Source organism: Methylobacterium sp. WL8 (assembly GCF_008040045.1).
In the GTDB taxonomy this organism is placed as follows: Bacteria; Pseudomonadota; Alphaproteobacteria; order Rhizobiales; family Beijerinckiaceae; genus Methylobacterium; species Methylobacterium cerastii.
The window spans coordinates 20,349-40,882 of record NZ_VRVF01000036.1 but is presented as its reverse complement, the minus strand read 5'-3'; the positions used below and the strand labels follow the sequence as shown (position 1 = coordinate 40,882).

Annotated in this window: 23 protein-coding genes and 1 pseudogene; 6 read left to right on the top strand and 18 right to left on the bottom strand. The window is 70.2% G+C overall.

The annotated features are described in order from the left end of the window. Window positions 1–115: 115 nt before the first annotated feature. The gene (rho, locus tag FV234_RS14425) at window positions 116–1,474 is read right to left on the bottom strand and encodes a transcription termination factor Rho (protein WP_187273690.1); all 1,359 of its coding nucleotides are present in this window, start codon (window positions 1,472–1,474) and stop codon (window positions 116–118) included. Window positions 1,475–1,716: 242 nt separating this feature from the next. Between rho and FV234_RS14420 the strand changes: the two genes are divergently transcribed. Next, window positions 1,717–1,989: a hypothetical protein gene (locus tag FV234_RS14420; protein WP_147829970.1), complete on the top strand. Its 273-nt coding sequence runs from the start codon at window positions 1,717–1,719 to the stop codon at window positions 1,987–1,989. Between the two features lie 97 nt (window positions 1,990–2,086). On the opposite strand, the gene FV234_RS14415 is transcribed toward FV234_RS14420, so the two are convergent. From FV234_RS14415 to FV234_RS14370, 10 genes are all read right to left on the bottom strand, one after another. Beyond that, window positions 2,087–2,629 carry a ferritin-like domain-containing protein gene (locus FV234_RS14415; RefSeq protein ID WP_147829968.1) on the bottom strand — a complete coding sequence of 181 codons (543 nt, stop codon included), beginning with the start codon at window positions 2,627–2,629 and terminating at the stop codon, window positions 2,087–2,089. 209 nt (window positions 2,630–2,838) lie between these two features. Continuing rightward, window positions 2,839–3,066: a type II toxin-antitoxin system HicB family antitoxin gene (locus FV234_RS14410; RefSeq protein WP_147762186.1), complete on the bottom strand. Its 228-nt coding sequence runs from the start codon at window positions 3,064–3,066 to the stop codon at window positions 2,839–2,841. Beyond that, entirely contained in the window at window positions 3,063–3,305 is a 243-nt protein-coding gene (locus FV234_RS14405) for a type II toxin-antitoxin system HicA family toxin (protein ID WP_147829966.1), read from the bottom strand. Before FV234_RS14405 ends, FV234_RS14410 begins: the two co-directional genes overlap by 4 nt. Before the next feature lie 46 nt (window positions 3,306–3,351). Then, complete coding sequence (gene coaE / locus FV234_RS14400; RefSeq protein ID WP_147829964.1) at window positions 3,352–4,041, bottom strand: dephospho-CoA kinase; 690 nt, start codon at window positions 4,039–4,041, stop codon at window positions 3,352–3,354. 10 nt (window positions 4,042–4,051) lie between these two features. After that, complete coding sequence (locus FV234_RS14395) at window positions 4,052–4,894, bottom strand: shikimate dehydrogenase (RefSeq protein WP_147829962.1); 843 nt, start codon at window positions 4,892–4,894, stop codon at window positions 4,052–4,054. Continuing rightward, window positions 4,882–5,865 carry a cation diffusion facilitator family transporter gene (locus FV234_RS14390; RefSeq protein WP_147829960.1) on the bottom strand — a complete coding sequence of 328 codons (984 nt, stop codon included), beginning with the start codon at window positions 5,863–5,865 and terminating at the stop codon, window positions 4,882–4,884. Before FV234_RS14390 ends, FV234_RS14395 begins: the two co-directional genes overlap by 13 nt. Window positions 5,866–5,874: 9 nt before the next feature. Next, window positions 5,875–6,519, bottom strand: coding sequence for a Maf family nucleotide pyrophosphatase (locus FV234_RS14385; protein ID WP_147829958.1), 645 nt, complete (start codon window positions 6,517–6,519; stop codon window positions 5,875–5,877). Window positions 6,520–6,735: 216 nt separating this feature from the next. After that, window positions 6,736–7,155: a helix-turn-helix domain-containing protein gene (locus tag FV234_RS14380; protein WP_238272658.1), complete on the bottom strand. Its 420-nt coding sequence runs from the start codon at window positions 7,153–7,155 to the stop codon at window positions 6,736–6,738. Window positions 7,156–7,169: 14 nt separating this feature from the next. Then, window positions 7,170–7,493: a BrnT family toxin gene (locus FV234_RS14375; RefSeq protein ID WP_238272659.1), complete on the bottom strand. Its 324-nt coding sequence runs from the start codon at window positions 7,491–7,493 to the stop codon at window positions 7,170–7,172. Window positions 7,494–7,542: 49 nt separating this feature from the next. Continuing rightward, window positions 7,543–8,373, bottom strand: coding sequence for a pyruvate, water dikinase regulatory protein (locus FV234_RS14370; RefSeq protein WP_147753725.1), 831 nt, complete (start codon window positions 8,371–8,373; stop codon window positions 7,543–7,545). Between the two features lie 498 nt (window positions 8,374–8,871). On the opposite strand from FV234_RS14370, the gene FV234_RS14365 reads away from it, so the two are divergent. From FV234_RS14365 to FV234_RS14355, 3 genes are all read left to right on the top strand, one after another. After that, entirely contained in the window at window positions 8,872–10,029 is a 1,158-nt protein-coding gene (locus FV234_RS14365; protein ID WP_147829984.1) for a uroporphyrinogen decarboxylase, read from the top strand. Window positions 10,030–10,321: 292 nt separating this feature from the next. Then, window positions 10,322–10,768: a protoporphyrinogen oxidase HemJ gene (hemJ, locus tag FV234_RS14360; RefSeq protein ID WP_147762178.1), complete on the top strand. Its 447-nt coding sequence runs from the start codon at window positions 10,322–10,324 to the stop codon at window positions 10,766–10,768. Window positions 10,769–10,942: 174 nt separating this feature from the next. Beyond that, the gene (locus tag FV234_RS14355) at window positions 10,943–11,293 is read left to right on the top strand and encodes a lysozyme inhibitor LprI family protein (RefSeq protein WP_147829954.1); all 351 of its coding nucleotides are present in this window, start codon (window positions 10,943–10,945) and stop codon (window positions 11,291–11,293) included. Window positions 11,294–11,324: 31 nt separating this feature from the next. On the opposite strand, the gene hisG is transcribed toward FV234_RS14355, so the two are convergent. Further along, window positions 11,325–12,317 carry an ATP phosphoribosyltransferase gene (hisG, locus tag FV234_RS14350; RefSeq protein ID WP_238272660.1) on the bottom strand — a complete coding sequence of 331 codons (993 nt, stop codon included), beginning with the start codon at window positions 12,315–12,317 and terminating at the stop codon, window positions 11,325–11,327. After that, on the bottom strand, window positions 12,314–13,459 hold the full coding sequence (locus FV234_RS14345) for an ATP phosphoribosyltransferase regulatory subunit (RefSeq protein ID WP_147829952.1): 1,146 nt from the start codon (window positions 13,457–13,459) through the stop codon (window positions 12,314–12,316). Before FV234_RS14345 ends, hisG begins: the two co-directional genes overlap by 4 nt. A gap of 179 nt (window positions 13,460–13,638) precedes the next feature. Between FV234_RS14345 and FV234_RS14340 the strand changes: the two genes are divergently transcribed. Further along, on the top strand, window positions 13,639–13,911 hold the full coding sequence (locus FV234_RS14340; protein WP_147829950.1) for a YARHG domain-containing protein: 273 nt from the start codon (window positions 13,639–13,641) through the stop codon (window positions 13,909–13,911). Window positions 13,912–13,965: 54 nt separating this feature from the next. Here the strand turns inward: FV234_RS14340 and hisS are convergent, their stop codons facing one another. The 3 genes from hisS to FV234_RS14325 form a co-directional block, all read right to left on the bottom strand. Continuing rightward, a complete protein-coding gene (gene hisS, locus FV234_RS14335) occupies window positions 13,966–15,501 on the bottom strand; it encodes a histidine--tRNA ligase (protein ID WP_147829948.1) in 1,536 nt (511 codons plus the stop codon). Between the two features lie 336 nt (window positions 15,502–15,837). Then, window positions 15,838–16,341, bottom strand: a complete 504-nt coding sequence (locus FV234_RS14330) for a DUF3429 domain-containing protein (RefSeq protein WP_147762173.1) — start codon at window positions 16,339–16,341, stop codon at window positions 15,838–15,840. A gap of 157 nt (window positions 16,342–16,498) precedes the next feature. Next, window positions 16,499–17,761: an MFS transporter gene (locus FV234_RS14325; RefSeq protein WP_147829946.1), complete on the bottom strand. Its 1,263-nt coding sequence runs from the start codon at window positions 17,759–17,761 to the stop codon at window positions 16,499–16,501. Between the two features lie 472 nt (window positions 17,762–18,233). Between FV234_RS14325 and FV234_RS14320 the strand changes: the two genes are divergently transcribed. Next, the gene (locus tag FV234_RS14320; protein ID WP_238272661.1) at window positions 18,234–19,223 is read left to right on the top strand and encodes an MCP four helix bundle domain-containing protein; all 990 of its coding nucleotides are present in this window, start codon (window positions 18,234–18,236) and stop codon (window positions 19,221–19,223) included. Window positions 19,224–19,311: 88 nt separating this feature from the next. Here the strand turns inward: FV234_RS14320 and FV234_RS26685 are convergent. Both FV234_RS26685 and FV234_RS14305 read right to left on the bottom strand, forming a co-directional pair. Continuing rightward, a pseudogene (locus tag FV234_RS26685) lies at window positions 19,312–19,502 on the bottom strand (hypothetical protein); the annotation flags it as partial. A 140-nt stretch (window positions 19,503–19,642) separates the two neighbouring features. Beyond that, complete coding sequence (locus FV234_RS14305; protein WP_147829944.1) at window positions 19,643–20,527, bottom strand: SDR family oxidoreductase; 885 nt, start codon at window positions 20,525–20,527, stop codon at window positions 19,643–19,645. Window positions 20,528–20,534: the final 7 nt, after the last annotated feature.

The window sequence follows — 20,534 nt, the reverse complement described above, 5'->3', positions numbered from 1 at the left end:
CGCGTCCGCACCTCAGGATGAGGGCGAGGGGAGGATCGACGGTCAGTCGGGCTGTCATGAGAAAGGCCCCGATCCTGCGATCGAGGCCTTTTTCTCGTTCGAGTCCTAAAAATCGTCAGGTGTTCATCGAGTCGAAGAAGTCGCCGTTGCTCTTGGTCTGGCGCAGCTTGTCCATGAGGAACTCGATCGCGTCGGTGACGCCCATCGGGTTGAGGATGCGGCGCAGCACGTAGGTCTTCTTGAGCGCGTCCGGCGGAACCAGCAGCTCTTCCTTGCGAGTGCCGGAGCGGGTGATGTCGATCGCCGGGAAGATGCGCTTGTCCGAGACCTTGCGGTCCAGGATGATCTCGGAGTTGCCGGTGCCTTTGAACTCCTCGAAGATCACCTCGTCCATGCGCGATCCGGTGTCGATGAGCGCGGTGGCGATGATCGAGAGCGAGCCGCCCTCCTCGATGTTTCGGGCCGCGCCGAAAAAGCGCTTCGGGCGCTGCAGGGCGTTGGCGTCGACGCCGCCGGTGAGTACCTTGCCCGACGAGGGCACCACGGTGTTGTAGGCGCGGCCCAGACGGGTGATCGAATCCAGCAGGATGACAACGTCGCGTCCGTGCTCGACCAGGCGCTTGGCCTTCTCGATCACCATCTCGGCGACCTGCACGTGGCGGGTGGCCGGCTCGTCGAAGGTCGAGGCGATGACCTCGCCCTTCACCGAGCGGATCATGTCGGTCACCTCCTCCGGGCGCTCGTCGATGAGCAACACGATGAGGTAGCACTCCGGGTGGTTGATGGTGATCGACTGCGCGATGTTCTGCATCAGCACGGTCTTGCCGGTGCGCGGCGGCGCGACGATCAGGGCGCGCTGGCCCTTGCCGATCGGGGCGACGATGTCGATGATCCGCGGCGAGAAGTCCTTCTTCGGCGGCGCGTCGAGCTCCAGCTTGAAGCGCTGGGTCGGGAACAGCGGCGTCAGGTTGTCGAAGTGGACCTTGTGCTTGATCTTCTCCGGGTTCTCGAAGTTGATCGTGTTGACCTTCAGCAGCGCGAAGTAGCGCTCGCCGTCCTTCGGTCCCCGAATCGGGCCTTCGACGGTGTCGCCGGTGCGCAGGCCGAAGCGGCGGATTTGCGTGGGCGAGATGTAGATGTCGTCGGGCCCCGGCAGGTAATTCGATTCCGACGAGCGCAGGAAGCCGAACCCGTCCTGCAGCACCTCACAGGTGCCGGCGCCGATGATCTCGACCTCCTTGGCAGCGAGCTGCTTCAGGATCGAGAACATTAGCTCGGCCTTGCGCATGGTCGAGGCGTTCTCGACCTCGACCTCCTCGGCGAAGGCGATCAGGTCGGTGGGCGTCTTGGACTTGAGGTCCTGGAGCTTGACCTCGCGCATGGCGTCGAGGTCGGAGGCCGCGAGCGCGCCCTCGGTCGGCGTGTTCGAGCCGGTGATGTCCGCGAGGGCGGAGACGTCGGACTGTTCGTTCATGGGATGTCTTGAACCGACGAAAGCGAAGGTTGAGGCGGGGAGCCTGGCAATCGGGAGAAGGCGCCGGATGTCTGGCCGCGAAGGGTGCGGCGGACCCGTGCATCGTCTTGGTGGAGCCCCGGGGGCTCACGGATGCTGCGGTGGCGCTTTTTGGGAGGGCAGATCACGCATATCGTGTTTTTCGTGCCGGCTCAAGGGCTGGGTACACGCTCCCGTCCCGGATCGAACGATCCGCCGCGGAGATGCGCGATACCAGCGTTAAAGATTCCGGCTCAAGCCTCGAAACCGTCTCGCCCCGGGAGTTGGTCATGCGTGTGGGGAAGGCGCTTGAGTTGGTGCTGGGGTTCGCGGCGTACAGTCCCGCAGCGCATGCAGCGTCTTCCGCGTGGGCAACGCGCAGTGAGGCGGCCTACCTTGAGGCGGCGTTCAGCCATGATTTGTGGACGCGTGATGACAGCGAATTGCGGACGCTCAACAAGCGGCTGAGCCGGAAGCCGGCAAACACCAAGCCGTAGGGCCGCTCCCAAGATCATCGGACCCCGGGGACGGTCTCGTCGCGACACGCCGGACCGAATGATCAGACCGGCCCGGCGTCATCGCATCGGATCGAGTTCAGGCCGCCTTGCGGCCGGACTTCTTCGTGGCAGGCTCCTCCTCCGTCGGCTCGGTGCCGTCGAGGTTGAGGCTCTCCGCGATCTCCGAGAGCAGCGCGTCGGTCTTCTTCTCCTCCTGCAGGGTCTCGTCGAGGAGCTTGGCCGCGTCGGCGTAGCCGAGCTGGGCGGCCCAGGTCTTCAGGGTGCCGTAGCGGGCGATCTCGTAGTGCTCGACGGCCTGGGCGCAGGCGGCCAGGACCGCGTCGGCGGCGGGGCTGTCGCCGAAATCCTCCAGGTCCTCCTCCATCTCCAAGGTGATGCCCTGCATCGCCTCGCAGGTCTTGGCGCGGGCCGGCTTGCCGATCATCTCGAACACCTGGGTCAGGCGCTCGACTTGGTTGGCGCTCTCCTCGGCGTGGGTCTCGAACGCCTGCTTCAGCTCGGCATGCTCGGCGGCCTTGGCCGACTTCTTGAGCGCCTTCACCGACTGCTTCTCGGCGTAGTAGACGTCCTTCAAGGTCTCGTAGAAGGCATCGTGCAGCGTCTTCGGCTTGGTGGCCATGGCAGGTCTCCGGGTTCTCGCGGGCCGGCCGCGACGGCAGGCGGCCCCTGGGCTGCCAACCCGGCGACGCCGCCTCGGGTCCCGACGAGATCCCGATGAAATATCGCGCCCTGTGGAGGAACCGGACGGCTCCGACAGGCGATCGCTCGCGGCTCATACCGATCACGCGCGTCGCGATGCGGTCCCCGATCGCGGACGGCGGGAGCCGTTCAGCCGACGGCGCGCTGCAAAGTGCGCGAGGGGGCGGGCACGGCATGCCCGAGTTCGCGAGCCATCGCGATCCAAGCATCGATCGCGTCGCGGACGTTCACCAGAGCTTCCTCGGGGGTCTCGCCGTCGGACATGCAGCCTGGGAGATCGGGCACTGTCGCAGCGAAGCCGCCGCCGTCATCGTGGGTCAGCGGGGAAATGACGACGGGATAGGTGAGTTCGCTCATGGCGCGGCTCTGACCTTGTCGATGAACCGGACGAGTTCGCGGATGTACCATCCCTTGATCGGCCGAGCAGCGAGGATCGTCAACTTTTCGAATTGGGAGCGGTGGCCGATCCGATAATGCGAACCGCCGCCGCGTGGGGGATGGCAAACGACGTCGAACTCGGCGCAGAGCGCCATGATGTCCGAAACGGTCCAGCCGGCCATCGGCTTGGCACGCATCGCTTCCAGGCGTTTCGACATGCGGCACCACCTCCTGACTCGAAGGCAATTTTTTCAGAGTGATAAGTTAATTTTCCTCGGACCGGACGTCTACCGCGAATGGGTTAGAATTCGGTTGCGATCTGGGGCGGTCACCGTGATGTCCTGCCTCGTCGGTTAGTTGCGCGACGATCCCCGCCACCTCGGCCTCGGCGGCGGCAAAGCCGAGGCTCGTGTCGAGCACGTAGTCGGCCCGCGCCCGCTTCTCGGCGTCCGGCATCTGCTTGGCTAGGATTGCCGCGAACGCGGCCTCGGTCATGCCGGGGCGGGCCAGCACGCGGGCGCGCTGCACCTCGGGCGGCGCGGTGACCACGAGGACGGCGTCGCACCGGGCCTCGCCGCCGGTCTCGTAGAGCAGCGGGATATCGAGCAGCACCAGCGGCGCGCCCGCATGGCGTTCGAGGAAGGCGTGGCCGATGGCCCGGACCAGCGGGTGGACCAGCCCCTCCAGCCGGGCCAGCGCATCCGGGCGCCCGAGCACCGCGTCGCGCAAATGCGCGCGGTCGACGCCGCCGTCCGGAGCGAGCGTTCCGGGGAACGCGGCGCCGATCGCCCCAGCCGCGGCGCCGCCCGGCCCGTAGAGGGCGTGCACGGCCGCGTCGGCGTCGTGCACCGGCACGCCACGCGCCGAGAACATCGCCGCGGTGGCAGATTTCCCCATGCCGATCGAGCCGGTGAGCCCCAGCACGAACGGTTTTTTGCGCACAGTATCGCTCATCAGAGCGGACCTATCGCGGCAGGTCGGCGACGACGACCGCGCGCAGGGCCTCCGTCACCCTCGGGCGCACGCCGAACCAGGCCTCGAAGCCCGGCACCGCCTGGTGCAGCAACATGCCGAGCCCGTCGATCGCCGGAAGCCCGCGGGCGCGGGCGGCGGCGAGGAGGCCCGTCTCCAGCGGCACGTAGACGATGTCGGCCACCGCCGCGTTGGCCGGCAGCGGAGCGAGGTCGAGGTCGAGCGGCGGGTTGCCGGCCATGCCGAGCGCGGTGGTGTTCACCAGAAGCCCGGCCTCGGGCATCAGCGCCGGGATCGTGTCCCATTCGATCGCGGTCGCGATGCCGGGGGCGAGCGCCGCGACCGTCTCCGCCCGCGCGCGGGTGCGGTTGGCGACGACGATGCGCGCGAGGCCGCGCTCGGCCAGGCCGACGACGACGGCGCGGGCCGCCCCGCCCGCCCCGAGCACCAGGGCGGTGCCGGCCCGCTCGGGCCAGCCGGCGCCGAGGCTCTGGTCGAGGTGGGCGGTGAAGCCCGGTGCGTCGGTGTTGTCGCCGAAGATCCGACCGTCGGCGCCGACCACCAGGGTGTTCACGGCCCCGATGGCGCGGGCCCGCGGGCTCAGCGCGTCGCAGAGCGCAAAGGCCGCCTCCTTGTGCGGGATCGTGACGTTGCCGCCACTGAAACCGGATTCCGGAAGCCGGCGAAAGAACGCCTCGAAGGCGTCGGGCGCGACGGCGATCCGCTCGTAGCTGCCGGCGATCCCATGTTCGCTCAGCCAGTGCCCGTGGATCAGCGGCGAGCGCGAATGCGCAATCGGATGGCCGACGACGAAGGCGCGCCTCACGCCACGCACTCCCGCGCGAGGAGGCAGGGCGGGCCGCCGGCCTCCTCGATCTGCAGGGTCGCGTGGGCGATGCCGAAGCGGGCGCGCAGCGTCTCGGCGACCTCGACGAGGAAGCCGTTGCCCGGGTGGCCGCCGGCCATCACCAGATGCGCCGTCAGCGCGATCTCGGTGGTGCTCATCGGCCAGATGTGGAGGTCGTGCAGGCCCGAGACTTCCGGGCGGGCGTCGAGGTAGGCGCGCACCGCGTCCGGGTCGATGCCGGGGGGCACCGCGTCGAGGGACATCGCCACGCTGTCGCGCAGGAGCCCCCAGGTCGCCCAGACGATCAGGCCGGCGACGACGAGGCTGACGGCGGGGTCGATCCAATCGAGGCCGGTGGCCAGGATGGCGAGGCCCGCGAGCACGACGCCGGCCGAGACCGCGGTGTCGGCGGCCATGTGCAGGAAGGCGCCGCGGATGTTGATGTCGCCCTTGGCGCCGGACGCGAACAGCCAGGCGGTGACCCCGTTCACCAGGATGCCGAGGCCCGCCACCACCATCACGGTCGTGCCGGCCACGGGCTCGGGATGGATCAGGCGCGAGACCGCCTCCCACAGGATCGCGCCGGTGGCGACGAGCAGGAACACCGCGTTGAACAAGGCGGCCAGGATCGAGGAGCCGCGCAGGCCGTAGGTGAAGCGCGCGGTGGAGCGGCGCTTGACCAGCACCGAGGCGACCCAGGCGGCCACCAACCCGAGCACGTCGGAGAGGTTGTGGCCGGCATCGGCCACCAGCGACATCGAGTTGGCCGCCAACCCGTAGCCGGCTTCGATCACCACGAAGGCGGTGTTGAGCGCGATGCCGATCGCGAAGGCGCGTCCGAAGCTCGCCGGGGCGTGGACGTGGCCGAGCCCACCGTGGCTGTGGCTGGCATGACTATGGCCGCCATGGTCGTGACCGTGGTCGTGCCCGGCATGATCGTGGTGATCGTGTCCCGCCATGTCGCGTTCCTAAAACGTCAGGAGCCCGGAGGCCCGCAGCCGCGCGAGCAGCGGCAGCAGCGGCAGGCCCAGGATGGTGCTGTGGTCGCCCTCGACCCGGTCGAACAGGTGGATGCCGAGCCCTTCGAGCTGGTAGCCGCCGACGCTGGCCCGCACGCGATCCGCGCCGGCCAGAGCCACATAGGCCGCGATCGCGTCCGGATCGAGCGGGCGCAAGGTGAGGCGGGCGGTCTCGACGAAGCTCTCGACCCGGCCGCCCTGCACGATCGCGACGGCGGAATGCAGGGCGTGGGTGCGGCCGGCGAGTTCGCCGATCTGCGCGCGGGCCTCCTCCAGGCTGGTGGGCTTGTGGAACACGCGGCCGTCGGCATCGAGCACCTGGTCGGCGCCGACGACGACGCGGTCGGGACAGGTCTGCGCCACGGCAAAGGCCTTCGCCTCTGCGAGCCGCAGGGCCAGCCCCTCGGGGGAACTCTTGGGATCCTGGCCGGTGCAATCGGCCTCGACCGCGCGCTCGTCGACGCCCGGCGCCCGCGCCTCGACGACCAGGCCGGCACTCTCGAGCAGCATCCGCCGCGTCGAGCTGGTGGAGGCGAGGACGAGGGGGCTCGGGCCCCGCCAAACCGAGGGCGAGGGGAAAGACGAGGTTGGCATCCCGCCGGAGTGTCATGGATCGGCGGAACGCCGCAAGCGCCGGCCGGCACCACGCCCAAAACCCCGCCGTCCGGAACGAGCCGGCCGACGGGGCTTGAGGGGACCGATACGCGACGCTGGCCCCGAAGGCAGGATTACCGCGGCGGGGTTAGCGTCCGGTCAACGGGACGGATGGCGACGGGTGCGGGTTGTGGGACAGACATGGGCCGGCCTCGGTCACGCACGCCGTGCAGCCATCTTCGCCCGCCGAAGGTCTGCATCACGCTGAAACCATCTTCCGGTCGGCTTATCCTTCCGCGCCGACTGCGTCCCGGTCTCAGCTTCGAGCGCCTGGTCGTCGGGCACGTCGTCCCGCTCCGCCCATCCGAGAAGGCCCAGGACGTGGCGCGGGTCTGCTGCGACGAGCGCGAGCAGGGTGCGGGCTGCCGGATCGGGCGGCGTCCGCCCCTGCTCCCAGTTCTGCACCGTCTTGAGCGGCACGCCGATCGCCTGTGCGAAGACGGTCTGCGACATGCCGAGATGCAGGCGCAGGCGAGCCGAGGGGACTACCAGCATGCCATCGGGTAAATCGCCATCCGCCGGTTCGCCATCCTCGATCCCGTGGCGGTGGATGTCGGCCTCCGTCGTCGCCGCCATCTTTTCGCGATCGATCATGGGCCGGTGGGTCCGAAGCTCGTCTGCCGTGACCCGAGCCATTGCCGGCGCTCCTTCGCATTGGACAACCGCGCCGAGATGATGCGGCGCACGCCGTCGCGATCGGTATAGATCACCGTCAGAACGAAGCCGTCCCGCTCGCCGGTCGCGCGGATACGGGTCTCTCCGTAATCCCGGCGATCGTCCTCAACCGTGTCGCCGTCGAAGATCCCGGCAGCGAAATCGAAACCGAACCCACGCTCCCGCAGGATCTTCTCGTGTTTCGCATCGTCCCACGCGAAATCCAGGGCAAGGATCGGCCTCAGGCGCAGAATAATCAAGGACTATCCGCTTGAAGCGGACATCATCGAGCCTGCCCGAGAACGCCCCTCACGCGGCGATGAACTTCAGCCGGTGGTCGCGGTACAGGTCGAGGATCGCGGCGGCGGTCTCCTCGATCGAACGGCGGGTGACGTCGATGGTCGGCCAGCGGTTCTTGCTGAACAGGCGGCGCGAGGCGGTGATCTCGTCAGCGACCGCGTCCTTGTCGACGTACATCGAGGAATCGTCGGCGTTGAGGCTGAGCAGGCGGTTCTGGCGGATCTGGACGATGCGCTCCGGCGACGCGATCAGCCCGACGACGAGGGCCTTGCGCACCCGCTCCAGCGCCGGCGGCAGCGGCATGCCGGGCACGAGCGGCAGGTTGGTGGTCTTGAGGCCGCGGTTGGCGAGGTAGATCCCGGTCGGCGTCTTCGAGGTGCGGCTGACCCCGATCAGGATCACGTCGGCCTCCTCGAGGTCGTCGGGCAGGTTGCCGTCGTCGTGGGCGAGCGTGAAGTTCATCGCGTCGATGCGCTTGAAATACTCGGCGTTCAGCGTGTGCTGCGCCCCGGGCCGGGCCGCCTTCTGTGTGCCGAGGTAGGATTGCAACAGGTTGTGCACCGGCTGCAGCACCGAGAGGCAGGGCGAGCTCGATTCCCGGCACGCGGTCTCCAGACGCTCGCCGAGGTCGCCGCCGACGAGGGTGTAGAGCACGAGTCCCGGCGCCGCCTGGATCTCCGAGATCACCCGTTCGAGCTGCGGCCCGGAGCGCACCAGCGGGTAGACGTGCTCGATCGCCGAGACGCCCTCGTACTGGGCGGCCGCCGCGCGGCCGACGTTGATCAGGGTCTCGCCGGTGGAATCCGAGACGAGGTGGAGGTGGAAGTAGCTGCGGCTCATCCGGTCTCCTCCGGTCGCGGAAGCGGGGGAGGCTCCCTTATCCACCGCCGGCCGTCAGGGGAGTCGATAAGTGTGGATAGGATGGCCCGCCGGCCCGGTCCAGCCGGAGTCCGCGAAATCCATCGACTCCCGCGTCAACAGGGTGTCCGATCGAGCGTGTCGGAATCCGTGCGCCTGGGAGAATCCGGGACGCAGGCGCGCAACGAACGCCGTCAGCCCGCGCAAGGCGCTGTCGGGACTGGCCTATCGCAGACATTAGCGGCAATCCGTTAAAGCCTGCTTAACGGCGTTGGGCCCGGGAGAGCCTGTGGACACGCTTGCACTCCCATGACTCATGCCTCCAAGAGAAAAAACAGAGTCCTAGAATCTCTCTTCTCTTAGATTGGACCGGGCTGGGGACGGCCTTCGTCGCGCTTCGACGGGGACCGGACGAACGGGCCTTCGACAACAAGACCTGAGCCCGACAGGGCGGAACGGGAGGCGGCATTGGGGGACACGATGGCCACGCAGGGCACGGTGCAGGGCGGCCCCGACCGGAAGGTCCTCAGGGTGCTCGCCGGCGAGGCGATCTCGCCGCCCCCCGCCTGGATGATGCGCCAGGCCGGGCGCTACCTCCCCGAGTACCGGGCGACGCGGGCGGAGGCCGGCTCGTTCCTCGACCTCTGCTACAGCCCGGACTTCGCCGTCGAGGTGACGTTGCAGCCGATCCGCCGCTTCGGCTTCGAGGCGTCGATCCTGTTCTCCGACATCCTCGTGATCCCGCACGCGCTGGGGCAGGACGTGCGCTTCGTCGAGGGCGAGGGGCCACGCCTCGATCCCCTCGAAGGCCGGGCCGAGTTCGAGCGCCTGCGTCAGGCCGGCGACCCGGCGATCTTCGCCCATCTCGAGCCGGTGTTCGAGACGGTGCGGCGCCTGCGGGCGGAGCTGCCGCCCGACACCACGCTCCTGGGCTTCTGCGGGGCCCCCTGGACGGTGGCAAGCTACATGATCGGGGGACGGGGCACCCCGGACCTCGCGCCCGCCCGCGCCCTCGCCGAAGCCGACACGAGCCTGGTCGACGAATTGATCGACCGCCTGGTCACCGTGCAGACCGAGTACCTGGTGCGCCAGCTCCGGGCCGGCGCCGACGCGGTTCAGATCTTCGAGTCGCATGCCGGCACGCTTCCGCCCGCCCTGCCGGCCGGCACGGCGCTGGTCGAGCCGGTGGGCGACGTGTCCGACAGCGCGCTCCCCGAGGAGACCGAGCAGGACGCCTTGAGCCGCTGGTCGTTCGCCCCGATCGCGCGGATAATCGCCGGCATCCGCGCGGCGGTGCCCGATGCGAAGATCATCGTGTTCTGTCGCGGCGCCGGGCTCGAGGGCCATGCCCGGGTGGTGCCCGAGACCGGCGCCGACGCGGTCGGCGTCGACTGGTCGATCGACCTCAAGGCCCTGCGCGACCGGGTGCCGGCGACGACGGTGACGCAGGGCAACGTCCATCCCGACACCCTTATCGAGGGCGGCGCGGCGCTCGATGCCGCCGTCGACGCGGTGCTCGACGCCACCCGTGGCCTGCCCCACATCTTCAACCTCGGCCACGGCATCACCCCGCAGACGCCGGTGGCGCACGTGGAGCAGATGCTGGCGCGGCTGCGGCGCGGTTCACCGTCGTCTTGAGGGACACCTGCTAGAGGCCGCGCATTCCCCTCGCCCCGCCTGCGGGGAGAGGGTCGCGACGACCTTGTCGTCGTCGCGGCGAGGCGGCAGCCAAGGGTGAGGGGCCTGCGCCGAAGGAGCCTCTTCGTTCGCGCCCCCTCACCGCCGCTGCGGCTTCGCCTCCGCTTCCCACAGGCACGACGAGGTGCCTGTGGGCCTCTCCCCGCAAGCGGGGAGAGGGAGAAACGCGTCCTATCCGCCTAATTCCGGAAACATGCGCCCTGCCCGAACATCACACCCGGAACCCTGACCCGTGCTCGACAACCTCTATCCCTGGATCAAGGCGTTCCACGTCGTCGCGGTGATCGCGTGGATGGCCGGGATGCTCTACCTGCCCCGCTTGTTCGTCTACCACGCGTCCCTGCCCCCCGGCCCGGGCTCGGCGGCGCAGGCGGCGACGTTCAAGGTGATGGAGCGGCGCCTGCTCAAGGCGATCATGAACCCGGCCCTGATCGTCACCTGGGTCCTCGGCCTGACCCTGGCCTGGACGAGCGGCGCCTACGTCACCGGGTGGCTTCAGGCGAAGTTCGCGCTGGTGCTGGCGATGACCGGCATCCACGGCTGGCTCGCCCGGATGGTCAAGGATTTCGCCGCCGACCGGAACAGCCGCGGCCACAAGTTCTACCGCGTGCTCAACGAGGTGCCGACGCTGCTGATGATCGTCATCGTCGTGCTGGTGGTCGTGAAGCCCGGCCTCTAGAGCATTTTCGGTGATCCAGAGATCACCGAAAATGCTCTCTCTTGTTGCGGGGCCGCATGGTTTCCTGCGAGCCGGCATCCACCTCGCTCGAAAATGCTTCGGCGCACGATTTATCCGTTCGGTTCCCCCGGCCGGCGTGCGATGGAGAGCGGAGCACCGCCCCATTGGACCGCCATGACCGCCAAGCCGAGCCTCGTCCTGCCCGTCCTCGCGGCTCTCCTCGCCACCGCGCCCGCCCATGCGGCGAGCTTCGATTGCGAGGCGGCCAAGGCGGCCGACGAGAGAGCGATCTGCACGACGCTCGCCCTCAACGACCGCGACGTCGAGATGGCGACCCGCTTCGAGATCCTGAAGGACGTGCTGCCGATGGGCGGCCGCGCCAAGCTCCGCGACGACCAGGAGAGCTGGCTCACCGAGCGCCGCGCCTGCGCCGCCGACACCGCCTGCCTCAAGGCGATCTACGACGCGCGCCTCAAGGTGCTGCGCGCGGTGCAGTCTGAATTCGCCAAGCAGGGGCCGCAATAGGTCGCTCGGTGGCAAACCCTGACGGGCGGTCCTAAAGCCGCGCCAGCAGCCGCTCCGCCAGGGGGTTCTCGGCGGCGAAGGCGTAGTCGATCCGGCGGACGGTGACGGCCTGGGCGCCCGCCCGCACCAAGCTGTCGGCGAGGTCGAAGACCGCGTCGGCCGGGCAGCGCATCACGATTTCCCCGTCGGGTCCGCGCGGGGCGCCGTAGGGCAGCTCGGCCTCGTGCAGGCCGCTGATGCTGGCGAGGTCGATCGCACCGGATTCCGGCATCGCCGCGCGGACCTCGCGGGTGGTCCGCGCCCGCTCCTCGGCGGCGATCCGGCCGAGCACGGCGCGGAGCGCCGCGCGCTGGCTCTCGCCCCAGGGCGCGTTGAGGGAGGCGACGAGGTTGGCCTCCGAGCGCAGGATCACCCCGTCGTCGAGGATCTTCAGGGCGTTGGCGGCGAGCGTCGCGCCGGTGGTGGTGATGTCGACCACGATCTCGGCCGAGCCGGCGGCCGGCGCGCCCTCGGTGGCGCCCAGGCTTTCGACGATGCGGTAGTCCACCACCCCCTTCTCCGCGAAGAAGCGGCGGGTGAGGTTGACGTATTTCGTGGCGATGCGCAGGCGCCGGCCATGGCGGGCGCGCATCTCGGCGGCGACCTCGTCGAGGTCGGCCATGGCGCGCACGTCGATCCAGGCCTGGGGCACGGCCACCACCACCGTGGCGTTGCCGAAGCCCAGCGGCGTCAACAGCTCGACCTGGCCGTGGACGTCGGGCAGCGTCTCGCGGATCAGGTCCTCGCCGGTGATGCCGAGATGGGCCGCGCCCGAAGCGAGCTGGCTCGCGATCTCGGAGGCCGAGAGGTAGCGCACCTCGACGCCGGCCACGCCCACGAGCTTGCCGCGGTAGTCGCGCGCGCCTGCCCCCTGCGCCAGGCGCAGGCCGGCGCGACCGAAGAAGGCGGCGGCGTTCTCCTGCAGGCGGCCCTTGGAGGGCACGGCCAGCACCAGGGGTGCATCTGCGTCCATGGTCTCGCTCATCGGCCGGCTCCTGCGACGCGGTCGACCCAGAAGGTGCAGCCGACGGCCGGCTGCGCGGTGGCGCTGCCGAGATGGGTGAGGAGCCCGTCGTAGCGGCCGCCGCCGACCAGCACGGGGCCGGGCCGGTCGCCGCCCGCGGCCGTCACCTCGAAGATGAAGCCGGTGTAGTAGTCGAGGTTGCGCGCGAAGGCGCCGGAGAAACGAAACCCGTCGAGCCCCATGCCGCGGGCGGCGATGAAGCCGTTGCGCTCCTCGAACAGGTCGAGGGTCGCCTCGAGTGTATCGTGGCTCAGTCCCGCGTCGCGGACGAGTGTCCGCAGGTCGCGGGCGGCGGCGTCCGGGTCGCCGCCGATCGCGCGGTAGCGATCGACGATCGCGCGGTTCTCGGCGTTCAGGCCGGCGCCGCCGTTGGCCTGGGCCGCGGCCTTGGCCAGGAAGCGCTCGGCGATCTCGCCAGCGCTGCGCCCGCCCACCGCCGAGATGCCGGCGATCGCCAGCACGTCCTCGACGAAGGCGCGGACCCCGCGCGGGTCCTGGCCCTGGATCGCGGCGAGCAGGCCCGCATGCGGGTCCTCGGGCAGCGCGGCGTTGGTGACCGCGTCGAGGGAGCGCCCGGCAGCCAGCGCCCGCAACGTCCGGCGCTTGGCGGCCGGCGGCACGCTCAGGGCCTCCAGCAGTGCCACCGTCAGCCCCATGTCGCCCAGTCGCACGCCCGGGGCCGCGTGCCCGAACAGGGCGAGGCCTTCGAGGGCGATGCCGAGCACTTCGGCGTCGGCGGCCGGGGTGTCGGCGCGGCCGATCGATTCGATGCCGGCCTGGAGGAACTCGTCGGGCTCGTCGGCCGCCAGCCGGAACACCGGGCCGCAATAGCTGTAGTCGGCCGCCCGGCCGTCGCCGCCGGCCAGGTGCAGGCGGCAGACCGGGATCGTCAGCTCCGGTCGCAGGCACAGTTCGGCCCCGTCGGAGTCCTGCGTGACGAAGATGCGCCGGCGGATGTCCTCGCCGGAGAGCTCGAGGAACGGCTCGACCGGCTGCAGCACCGGCGGCGTCACGAAGCGGTAGCCCCCTTGCGCGAGGTGCGCCGAGAGCCGCGCCTGTGCCGACGCGCTCGCCTCCGTCTCTCCTGCCTGCGGTCGCGTCATGATCCTGCCCGTCGTCGTCGAGCGGTTCTGTAGCAACCGGAGCCGGGCTTGGCGACCGCCCCGCCGGGCCTCGCGAGCGGGAATGAACACGCAGGGTCAAACCTTTGGGACGCGCGGGCGCATGCGGCGGCGATCGCATCGGCTATCGTGCGGCTCCCGTCCCCACCGGAGCCGACCCGATGCGCGCCCTCGCCCTTGCTTCCGTCCTGGCGGCCTTGCCGCCGCTCTGCACGCCCGCGCGGGCGGAGTTCCCGTGCGACGAACTCTGGGGCGAGCGCAACGCGGTCTACGGCGAGGCCGGCTACTGCTTCCGCACCCCGCGCGGGATCAAGGCCTTCGGCAACGCCGACTGCCGCTACGACGACATCGCCGACGTGCCGCTTTCGGCTCGGGATCGTGCCAAGGTCGCCGAGATCCAGCGTCAGGAACGCGCCGCCGGCTGCCCGCGCTGAGGCTGCCGCTGCTCGTCCCCCCGCAGAGGGGGGAGGGAGAGCCGGCCCCTACCCTTACGCGTCGGCCGAAAAATGCTGCGCCAGCACGGCGCGCACGCGCTCGACCATCTCGGCCTCGGGACAGGAGAACTGGGCCGGCCGGGCAGCCTTCCACTCGGCGTTGCTGGCGATGTTGCGGGCGGCCTCGGCGCCGGCGACGAGGTCCTTGACCTGGATTTCGCCGGCCTCGCGCTCGTTCGAGCCCTGGATGATCGCCACCGGGCTGCCGCGGCGGTCGGCGTACTTCATCTGCGCCTTCATCCCGGCGCCGCCGAGATAGAGCTCTGCCCGGATGCCGGCCCCCCGCAGGGTGGCGACGAGCCGCTGGTAGGCGGCGATCTCGTCGCGGTCGAGCACCAGCACCACCACCGGGCCGGGCTTGGCCGGGGCCTCGGCGAGCGGGCTGCCGGTGAGCTGCAGCGCCGAGAACAGCCGCGACACGCCGATGGAGAAGCCGGTGGCCGGAACCGGCTCGGACCGGAAACGCCCGACGAGCCCGTCGTAGCGCCCACCCCCGGCGACCGAGCCGAAGCGCACGGTCTGCCCGTCCTCGTTGGTGACGGGGAAGGTCAGCTCGGCCTCGTAGACCGGCCCGGTATAGTATTCGAGGCCGCGCACCACGGAGGGGTCGACGCGGATGCGGTCCACGCCGTAGCCGGCGGCGTCCACCAGCTTGGCGATGGTGTGCAGCTCCTCGATGCCGGCCCGCGCGGTCTCGTTCTCGCCGAAGGCGGTGAGCAACGCGTCGACGAAGGCGAAGCGTTCGGGCGTTTCCTCCGAACCGCCGGCGAGCAGCAGCGCGATCACCTTGTCGGCTTGGGCCCCGTCGAGTCCGGCGCCCTTGGTGAAGTCGCCCGACTCGTCCTTGCGGCCGGGGCCGAGCAGCAGGCGCACGCCCTCCGTGCCGAACTTGTCGAACTTGTCCATGGCGCGCAGCACGGTCAGCCGCTGGCCGGCCTGCGCGTCGCCGCCGAGCCCGATCGTCGCCAGCACCCCGTCGAGCACCTTCCGGTTGTTGACCTTGATCACGTACTGCCCGGCCAAGCCCAGCCGATCCAGCGTGTCGGCCATCAGCATGCAGGCCTCGGCGTCGGCGGCGACGCCGGGCGCCCCGACGATGTCGGCGTCGAACTGCATGAACTGGCGGAAGCGGCCCGGGCCCGGCTTCTCGTTCCGGAACACGAAGCCGTTGCGGAAGCTGCGATAGGGTTTCGGGATCGCGTCGAAGTTCTCGGCCACGTGCCGGGCGAGCGGCGCGGTCAGGTCGTAGCGGAGCGAGAGCCACGCCTCGTCGTCGTCCTGGAACGAGAACACGCCCTCGTTCGGGCGGTCGAGGTCGGGCAGGAACTTGCCGAGCGCCTCGGTGTACTCGACGAACGGGGTCTCCAGCGCCTCGAAGCCGTAGAGCTCGAACGTCGCCCGGATCGTCTCCAGCATCCGCCCCTGCGCCGCGATCTCGGCGGCGCGGCGATCGACGAAGCCGCGCGGCAGGCGGGCCTTCAGGCCGGATTTTTCGGCCTTCTCGGCCTTGTTGGAATCGGCCTTGGACATGAGGGTTCGTTTCGATCGCGCGCTACGGGGGTCGCGCCGGGCTGTATCGCGGCGGCGGGGGCAGCGGCAAGCAGGGCTGGATTTCGAAGGCGGGCGGGTTCTCGCGGCGAGACGATGGTGGGCATTTTCCCTCCCCCTCTGCGGGGGAGGGTGGCCCGCGAAGCGGGTCGGGAGAGGGGAGCGCGTTGTTCGGAGAGGTCGCTCCCCTCTCCCGACCCTCGCTCACGCGAGGCCCACCCTCCCCCGCACCCAAGTCGGGCTCGCCCGACTTGGGCACACAGGGTGCGGATCTCGCGCAAGCCCGAGATCCGTCGGGGGGGAGGGAAGAGGGGCGGCCTAGTAAGGCGAGATCCACTTCAGCCACAGCAGCGCGGCGAGGCTCACCACGGCGATCGGCATCTGCAGCGGGCGCAGGCGAGCGAAGAACAGCGGTGCCTCTCCGGTGCGCGCGGCGATCGGGTCGAGCACGGCGATGGCGGCGTAGCCGACGATCAGGAGGGCGAGCGCCGGGATCGCCTTGCCCATCACCACCGTCACGAGGGCGGAGAGCCCAAGCGCGAACAGCCCGAACATCGTCGCGATCTGCACCACCGTCGGCCCGCCCTCGGTGCGGAAGCTGACGCCGCGGCGCACGCCCGCCAGGAACAGCAGGATCGCGGCGCCGTAGAGGATCGTCACCAGGGCGACGAGGTAGTCGAGGGGCTGGCCGCGCATCCACCAGGCGGCGGCGGCGCCCGCCACCAGCGGCAGCATCGGCCCGAAGCCGAGGACCACGCTGAGCCAGGGCGTCTCGCGCGATTCGTGGGCGGTGAGGGTGCGTCCGGTGGCGTCGTCGCGCATGGGGGTCAGGCCGTTTCCGTGTTGTCTCGGGCAGGTTCGGGCGAAGCCGGCGCGCGGGGACGGCGCGCCGCGCGCCGGCACGTCATGATCCGTGCCATACAGGTGTTGGCCCCCGCCGCGCGAGCGTGAACCCGCGCCCGGCACCGCGGTGCCGGGATTATGTCGCGGCCTGTGCCGTGCGGGCCTGGCGCCGCCGCGACCGGCGGCCGGGCTCGGGCGTCGCGTCGAACCAGATCACCAGGGCGAGCGCCGCAAGCGCAGGCGCGCCGAGCGCCAGGAACGCGCCGGCCCAGCCGAACAGGCCGAAAGCGAGGCCGCCGTACCAGGCCGAGAGCGCGCCGCCGACGCCCTGCACCGCGTTGACGGTGCCGAGCGCCGTCTGCGTCCGGCCCGAGCCCCAGGTCAGGTCGGCGACCACCACCGGCACCGCCACGCCGACGATGCCCGACGCCACCCCGTCGAGGATCTCGGCCAGGATCAGCCAGGTCGGGTCGTCGACGAAGGCCGAGAGCGCGGCGCGCACCGGCAGCACCGCGAAGGCCGCGAGCAGGAGCTTGCGCCGGCCGCGCCGGTCGGCGAGCGATCCGGCGAACAACGCCACCGGCACCATCGTGAGCTGGGCCACCATGACGTAGATCGCCGTCCAGTGCGTCGCGCTGACGGCGGTGGCGACGAGCTTCTGGCCGAGCAGCGAGAGCATGCCGCCGCTGCCGAGGTTGAACAGCGTCAGCGCGCAGGCGAGCACCAGGAGCCGGCGGTCGCCGAGGACGGTGCGGATACCGGCCCGCTGCGGCGCGTCCTCCTCCTTCTTCCCATCCTTGGCCCCATCCTTCGCCTCGTCCTCCTTCCAGCCGACCGCCCGGCGCTGGCTCCAGGCGGAGGCCGGCGTCGCCAGCGCGGCGGCGATCGCCAGCACCGCCATCAGGCCGAGCACCCAGAAGGCGATGGCCGGCCCGAACCGCGCGGTGCCGAGCGTGATCGCGCCGGCGGCGATCAGGATGCCGACGTGGTTGAAGGCCTGGTTGCGACCCTGCTGGCTCGGGAACCGGTCCTTGCCGACGATCCCGAGGGTCAGCGCCGTCACCGCCGGCAGCAGCAGGGTGCCGCCGGCCGCCGCCAGCAGCTGCGCCGTGAACACGAAGGCGAAGGCGCGGGCCGGCAGAAGCAGCAGGGTTCCGGCGAGGATCGCGGCGCAGGCGGCGGCGATCAGCCAGCGCGGCCGCCCGACCCGGTCGACCAGCGCGCCGAACGGGCCGGAGAGCAGCAGCGTGCCGAACCCCACAAGGGTGGTGACGAGGCCGACGCGGGCCGGGCTCCACGATCCGGCCTCGGCGAGCCAGGTGCCGAGGAAGGGTCCCAGGCCGCCCTGGATGTCGCCGATGAAGACGTTGATCAGGGCGAGGTGGGTGGTCGGGGCCATGCCGTCCTTGGGTGTCCGCGGGAGCGGCGCAGGGCGTGGCCCGGCTCCGTCCCGCGGTCAAGCCGCGGCGGATCGGACGGGGGGGCCGGTCTTCACGCCGGTCGCGAGGTCGGCCGGAAGGGAATCGCGTCGTTCCGCTTCCGGGCGGCACAACGGGCCGGGCGACGACCGCCTTGACGGCCTCTCGGTCGGCGTCTTCGTCGGCCTCCTGCGACCATCCGCACGCATCGTGCAGGTCCGCGTGCTGACGCTTCGTCGAGTACATCTTACGGGTGCTGGATACACCCTTCGGTTGTCGAATGAGACCGGATTCGAAGCTGTCCCGCTCAATCGGGCGGCCCTCCGCAGACGGTACGCCGAATTTGAATATAGATTTTATACAAATCCATCGGTTTAAGACCTATTTTAATATCTGAACAAGAATTTTATATTCGTATGCTATAAACGGAAGACTGATTTCGGGCTTACGATCATGCGACTTCTCAGCAACGCAAAAGTCATCCTCAAGGTCGCGCTTCCGCTTGTGATCCTGTCCATTCTCACGGCTGGGCTCGGGCTCTACTCGCGCGCGACGCTAGGCGACCTCGCCGCGCAGACGCAGCAGATCGTGGACGTGCAGGCGACGCGGCTGGAAAGCGTCCTCAACGTTCGGATCAACGTGAACGAGGCCTCGATCCAGGCGCGCAACATCCTGATCGAGACGCGCGAGACCGAGATGGCGCAGTACAAGTCGCGCTACGATGCGGCGATCAAGTCCGCCTTCGAGAACGTCGACCGGCTCATCGCAATGTCCGACACCGCCGAGCGCAAGGCCGTCAACCAGACGCTGCGGGACACCATGACCGAGTTCTTCGCGATCATGGATCGCGCGAACCTGCACGGCATGAAGAACGACAACGAGACCGCCAGCAAGATCCTCCTGACCGAGGCGACCGTCGGCCTTGCGAAGGTTCGTGCAATCACCCAGCCCCGCATCGATCGCCCGACGGCCGAGCTCCGGCAAGCCCGCGACGACGCCGAGCAGGCCGTCTCCCGAGCCTCCACCCTGCTGGTCGCCACCGCCGCCTTCGGCCTGCTCGGCGCGCTGACGCTGGCCTCCCTGATCGTCGTGTTCGGCCTTACGCGGCCGATGGGCAGCCTGGTGGCCGTGCTGCAGCGCATGGCCAAGGGCGATACCGAGGCCGAGATCGTCGAGGCGCGTCACGGCGACGAGATCGGTGCCGTCGGCAAGGCGGTGGAGGGCATCAAGGCGATGGTGGCGCAGAAGACCGCCGGGCAGGCCGAGATCAAGCGCGGAGGTCACCAGCAACATCGCCGGCGTGGCGCAGGCCTCCGAGGAGACGGGGGCTGCGGCGACGCAGGTCCTGGGCGCCGCCTCCGAGCTGTCGCGCCAATCCGAGCACCTCGGCGTCGAGGTCGCGCGCTTCCTCGACACCGTGCGGGCTGCCTGAGGCGCGCCTGACGATCCGAACGCCCGCGCCGGCCGCCCTCCCCCCGCATCGCGCTGCGGGATTCACACGTCCCCGCTTCTGGCGGTTCGCCCTACGCGCATCCCCTTTCCCCGCGCGCGGGGAAAGGGCTTTGCCGACCTCGTCGTCGGCAAAGCGAGGCGGCAGCCGACGGTGAGGGGGCTGATCCGAAGGAGGCTCATCCGTTCGCACCCCCTCACCGCCGCTTCGGCTGCACCTCCGCTCCTCGCACGGACGACGAGGTCCGTGCGGGCCTCTCCCCGCCCGCGGGGAAAGGGGGGAACCCGCAGGTCGTCCGAGGCCGAGATGAGATGTGAGCATACCGCAGCGCGTGGGCAGGCGGCCGACCGATAGCGGCCCGGCATTCGGTCGAGGCCGAAACCGGCCGCCCGGCGACGGCTCGGAGACGGTCTCAGATGGTGACCATGCCGCCCGTCACCGCGATCATCGCGCCGTTGATGTAGCTGGCCGCGTCCGAGGCCAGCATCACGTAGGGCGGCGCCACCTCGGCCGGCTGTCCGGGGCGCCCGGCCGGCGTCATCGAGCCGAAGCTCTCGACCTGGCTGGTGTACATCGTCGCCGGGATCAGCGGCGTCCAGATCGGGCCGGGCAGCACCGCGTTGGCGCGGATGCCGCGCTTGCCCAGGATCTTGGCGAGGTTCGCCACCATGTTGCAGAGCGCCGCCTTGGTCGAGGAATAGGCGAGCTGCTGCTCGACCGGGTTCTTGGCGTTCACCGACGCGGTGGCGATGATCGAGGCGCCGGGCTTCAGGTGCGGCGAGGCGGCCTTGAGGATGTAGAACATCGCGTGGACGTTGACGGCGTATTGCCGGTCCCAGTCGGCGATCTCGATACCCTCGATGTCGTCGGCCAGCACCTGCACCGCGGCGTTGTTGACGAACACGTCGAGCTTGCCGAATTCCGCGACCGTCCGCTCCACCAGCGCCGCGCAGTGGCCGGCATCCGAGACGTCGCCCGGCAGGAGCAGCGCGCGCCGGCCGGCCTTTTCGATCCAGGCGGCGGTGTCCTGGGCGTCGTCGTGCTCGTCGAGATAGGCCAAGGCCACGTCGGCGCCCTCGCGGGCGTAGGCGATCGCCACCGCGCGGCCGATGCCGGAATCGCCCCCGGTGATCAGCGCGACCTTGCCGGCGAGCTGACCGGAGCCGACGTAGCTGTGCTCGCCGTGATCGGGCGGCGGCTGCATCTCGGACGAGCGGCCGGGATAGGGGATCGGCTTGGCCTCGAAGGGCGGCTCGGGGCGTTGGGAGGCAGCGTTGGGCGAGGGCGTGTCGGGCATGGTGGTC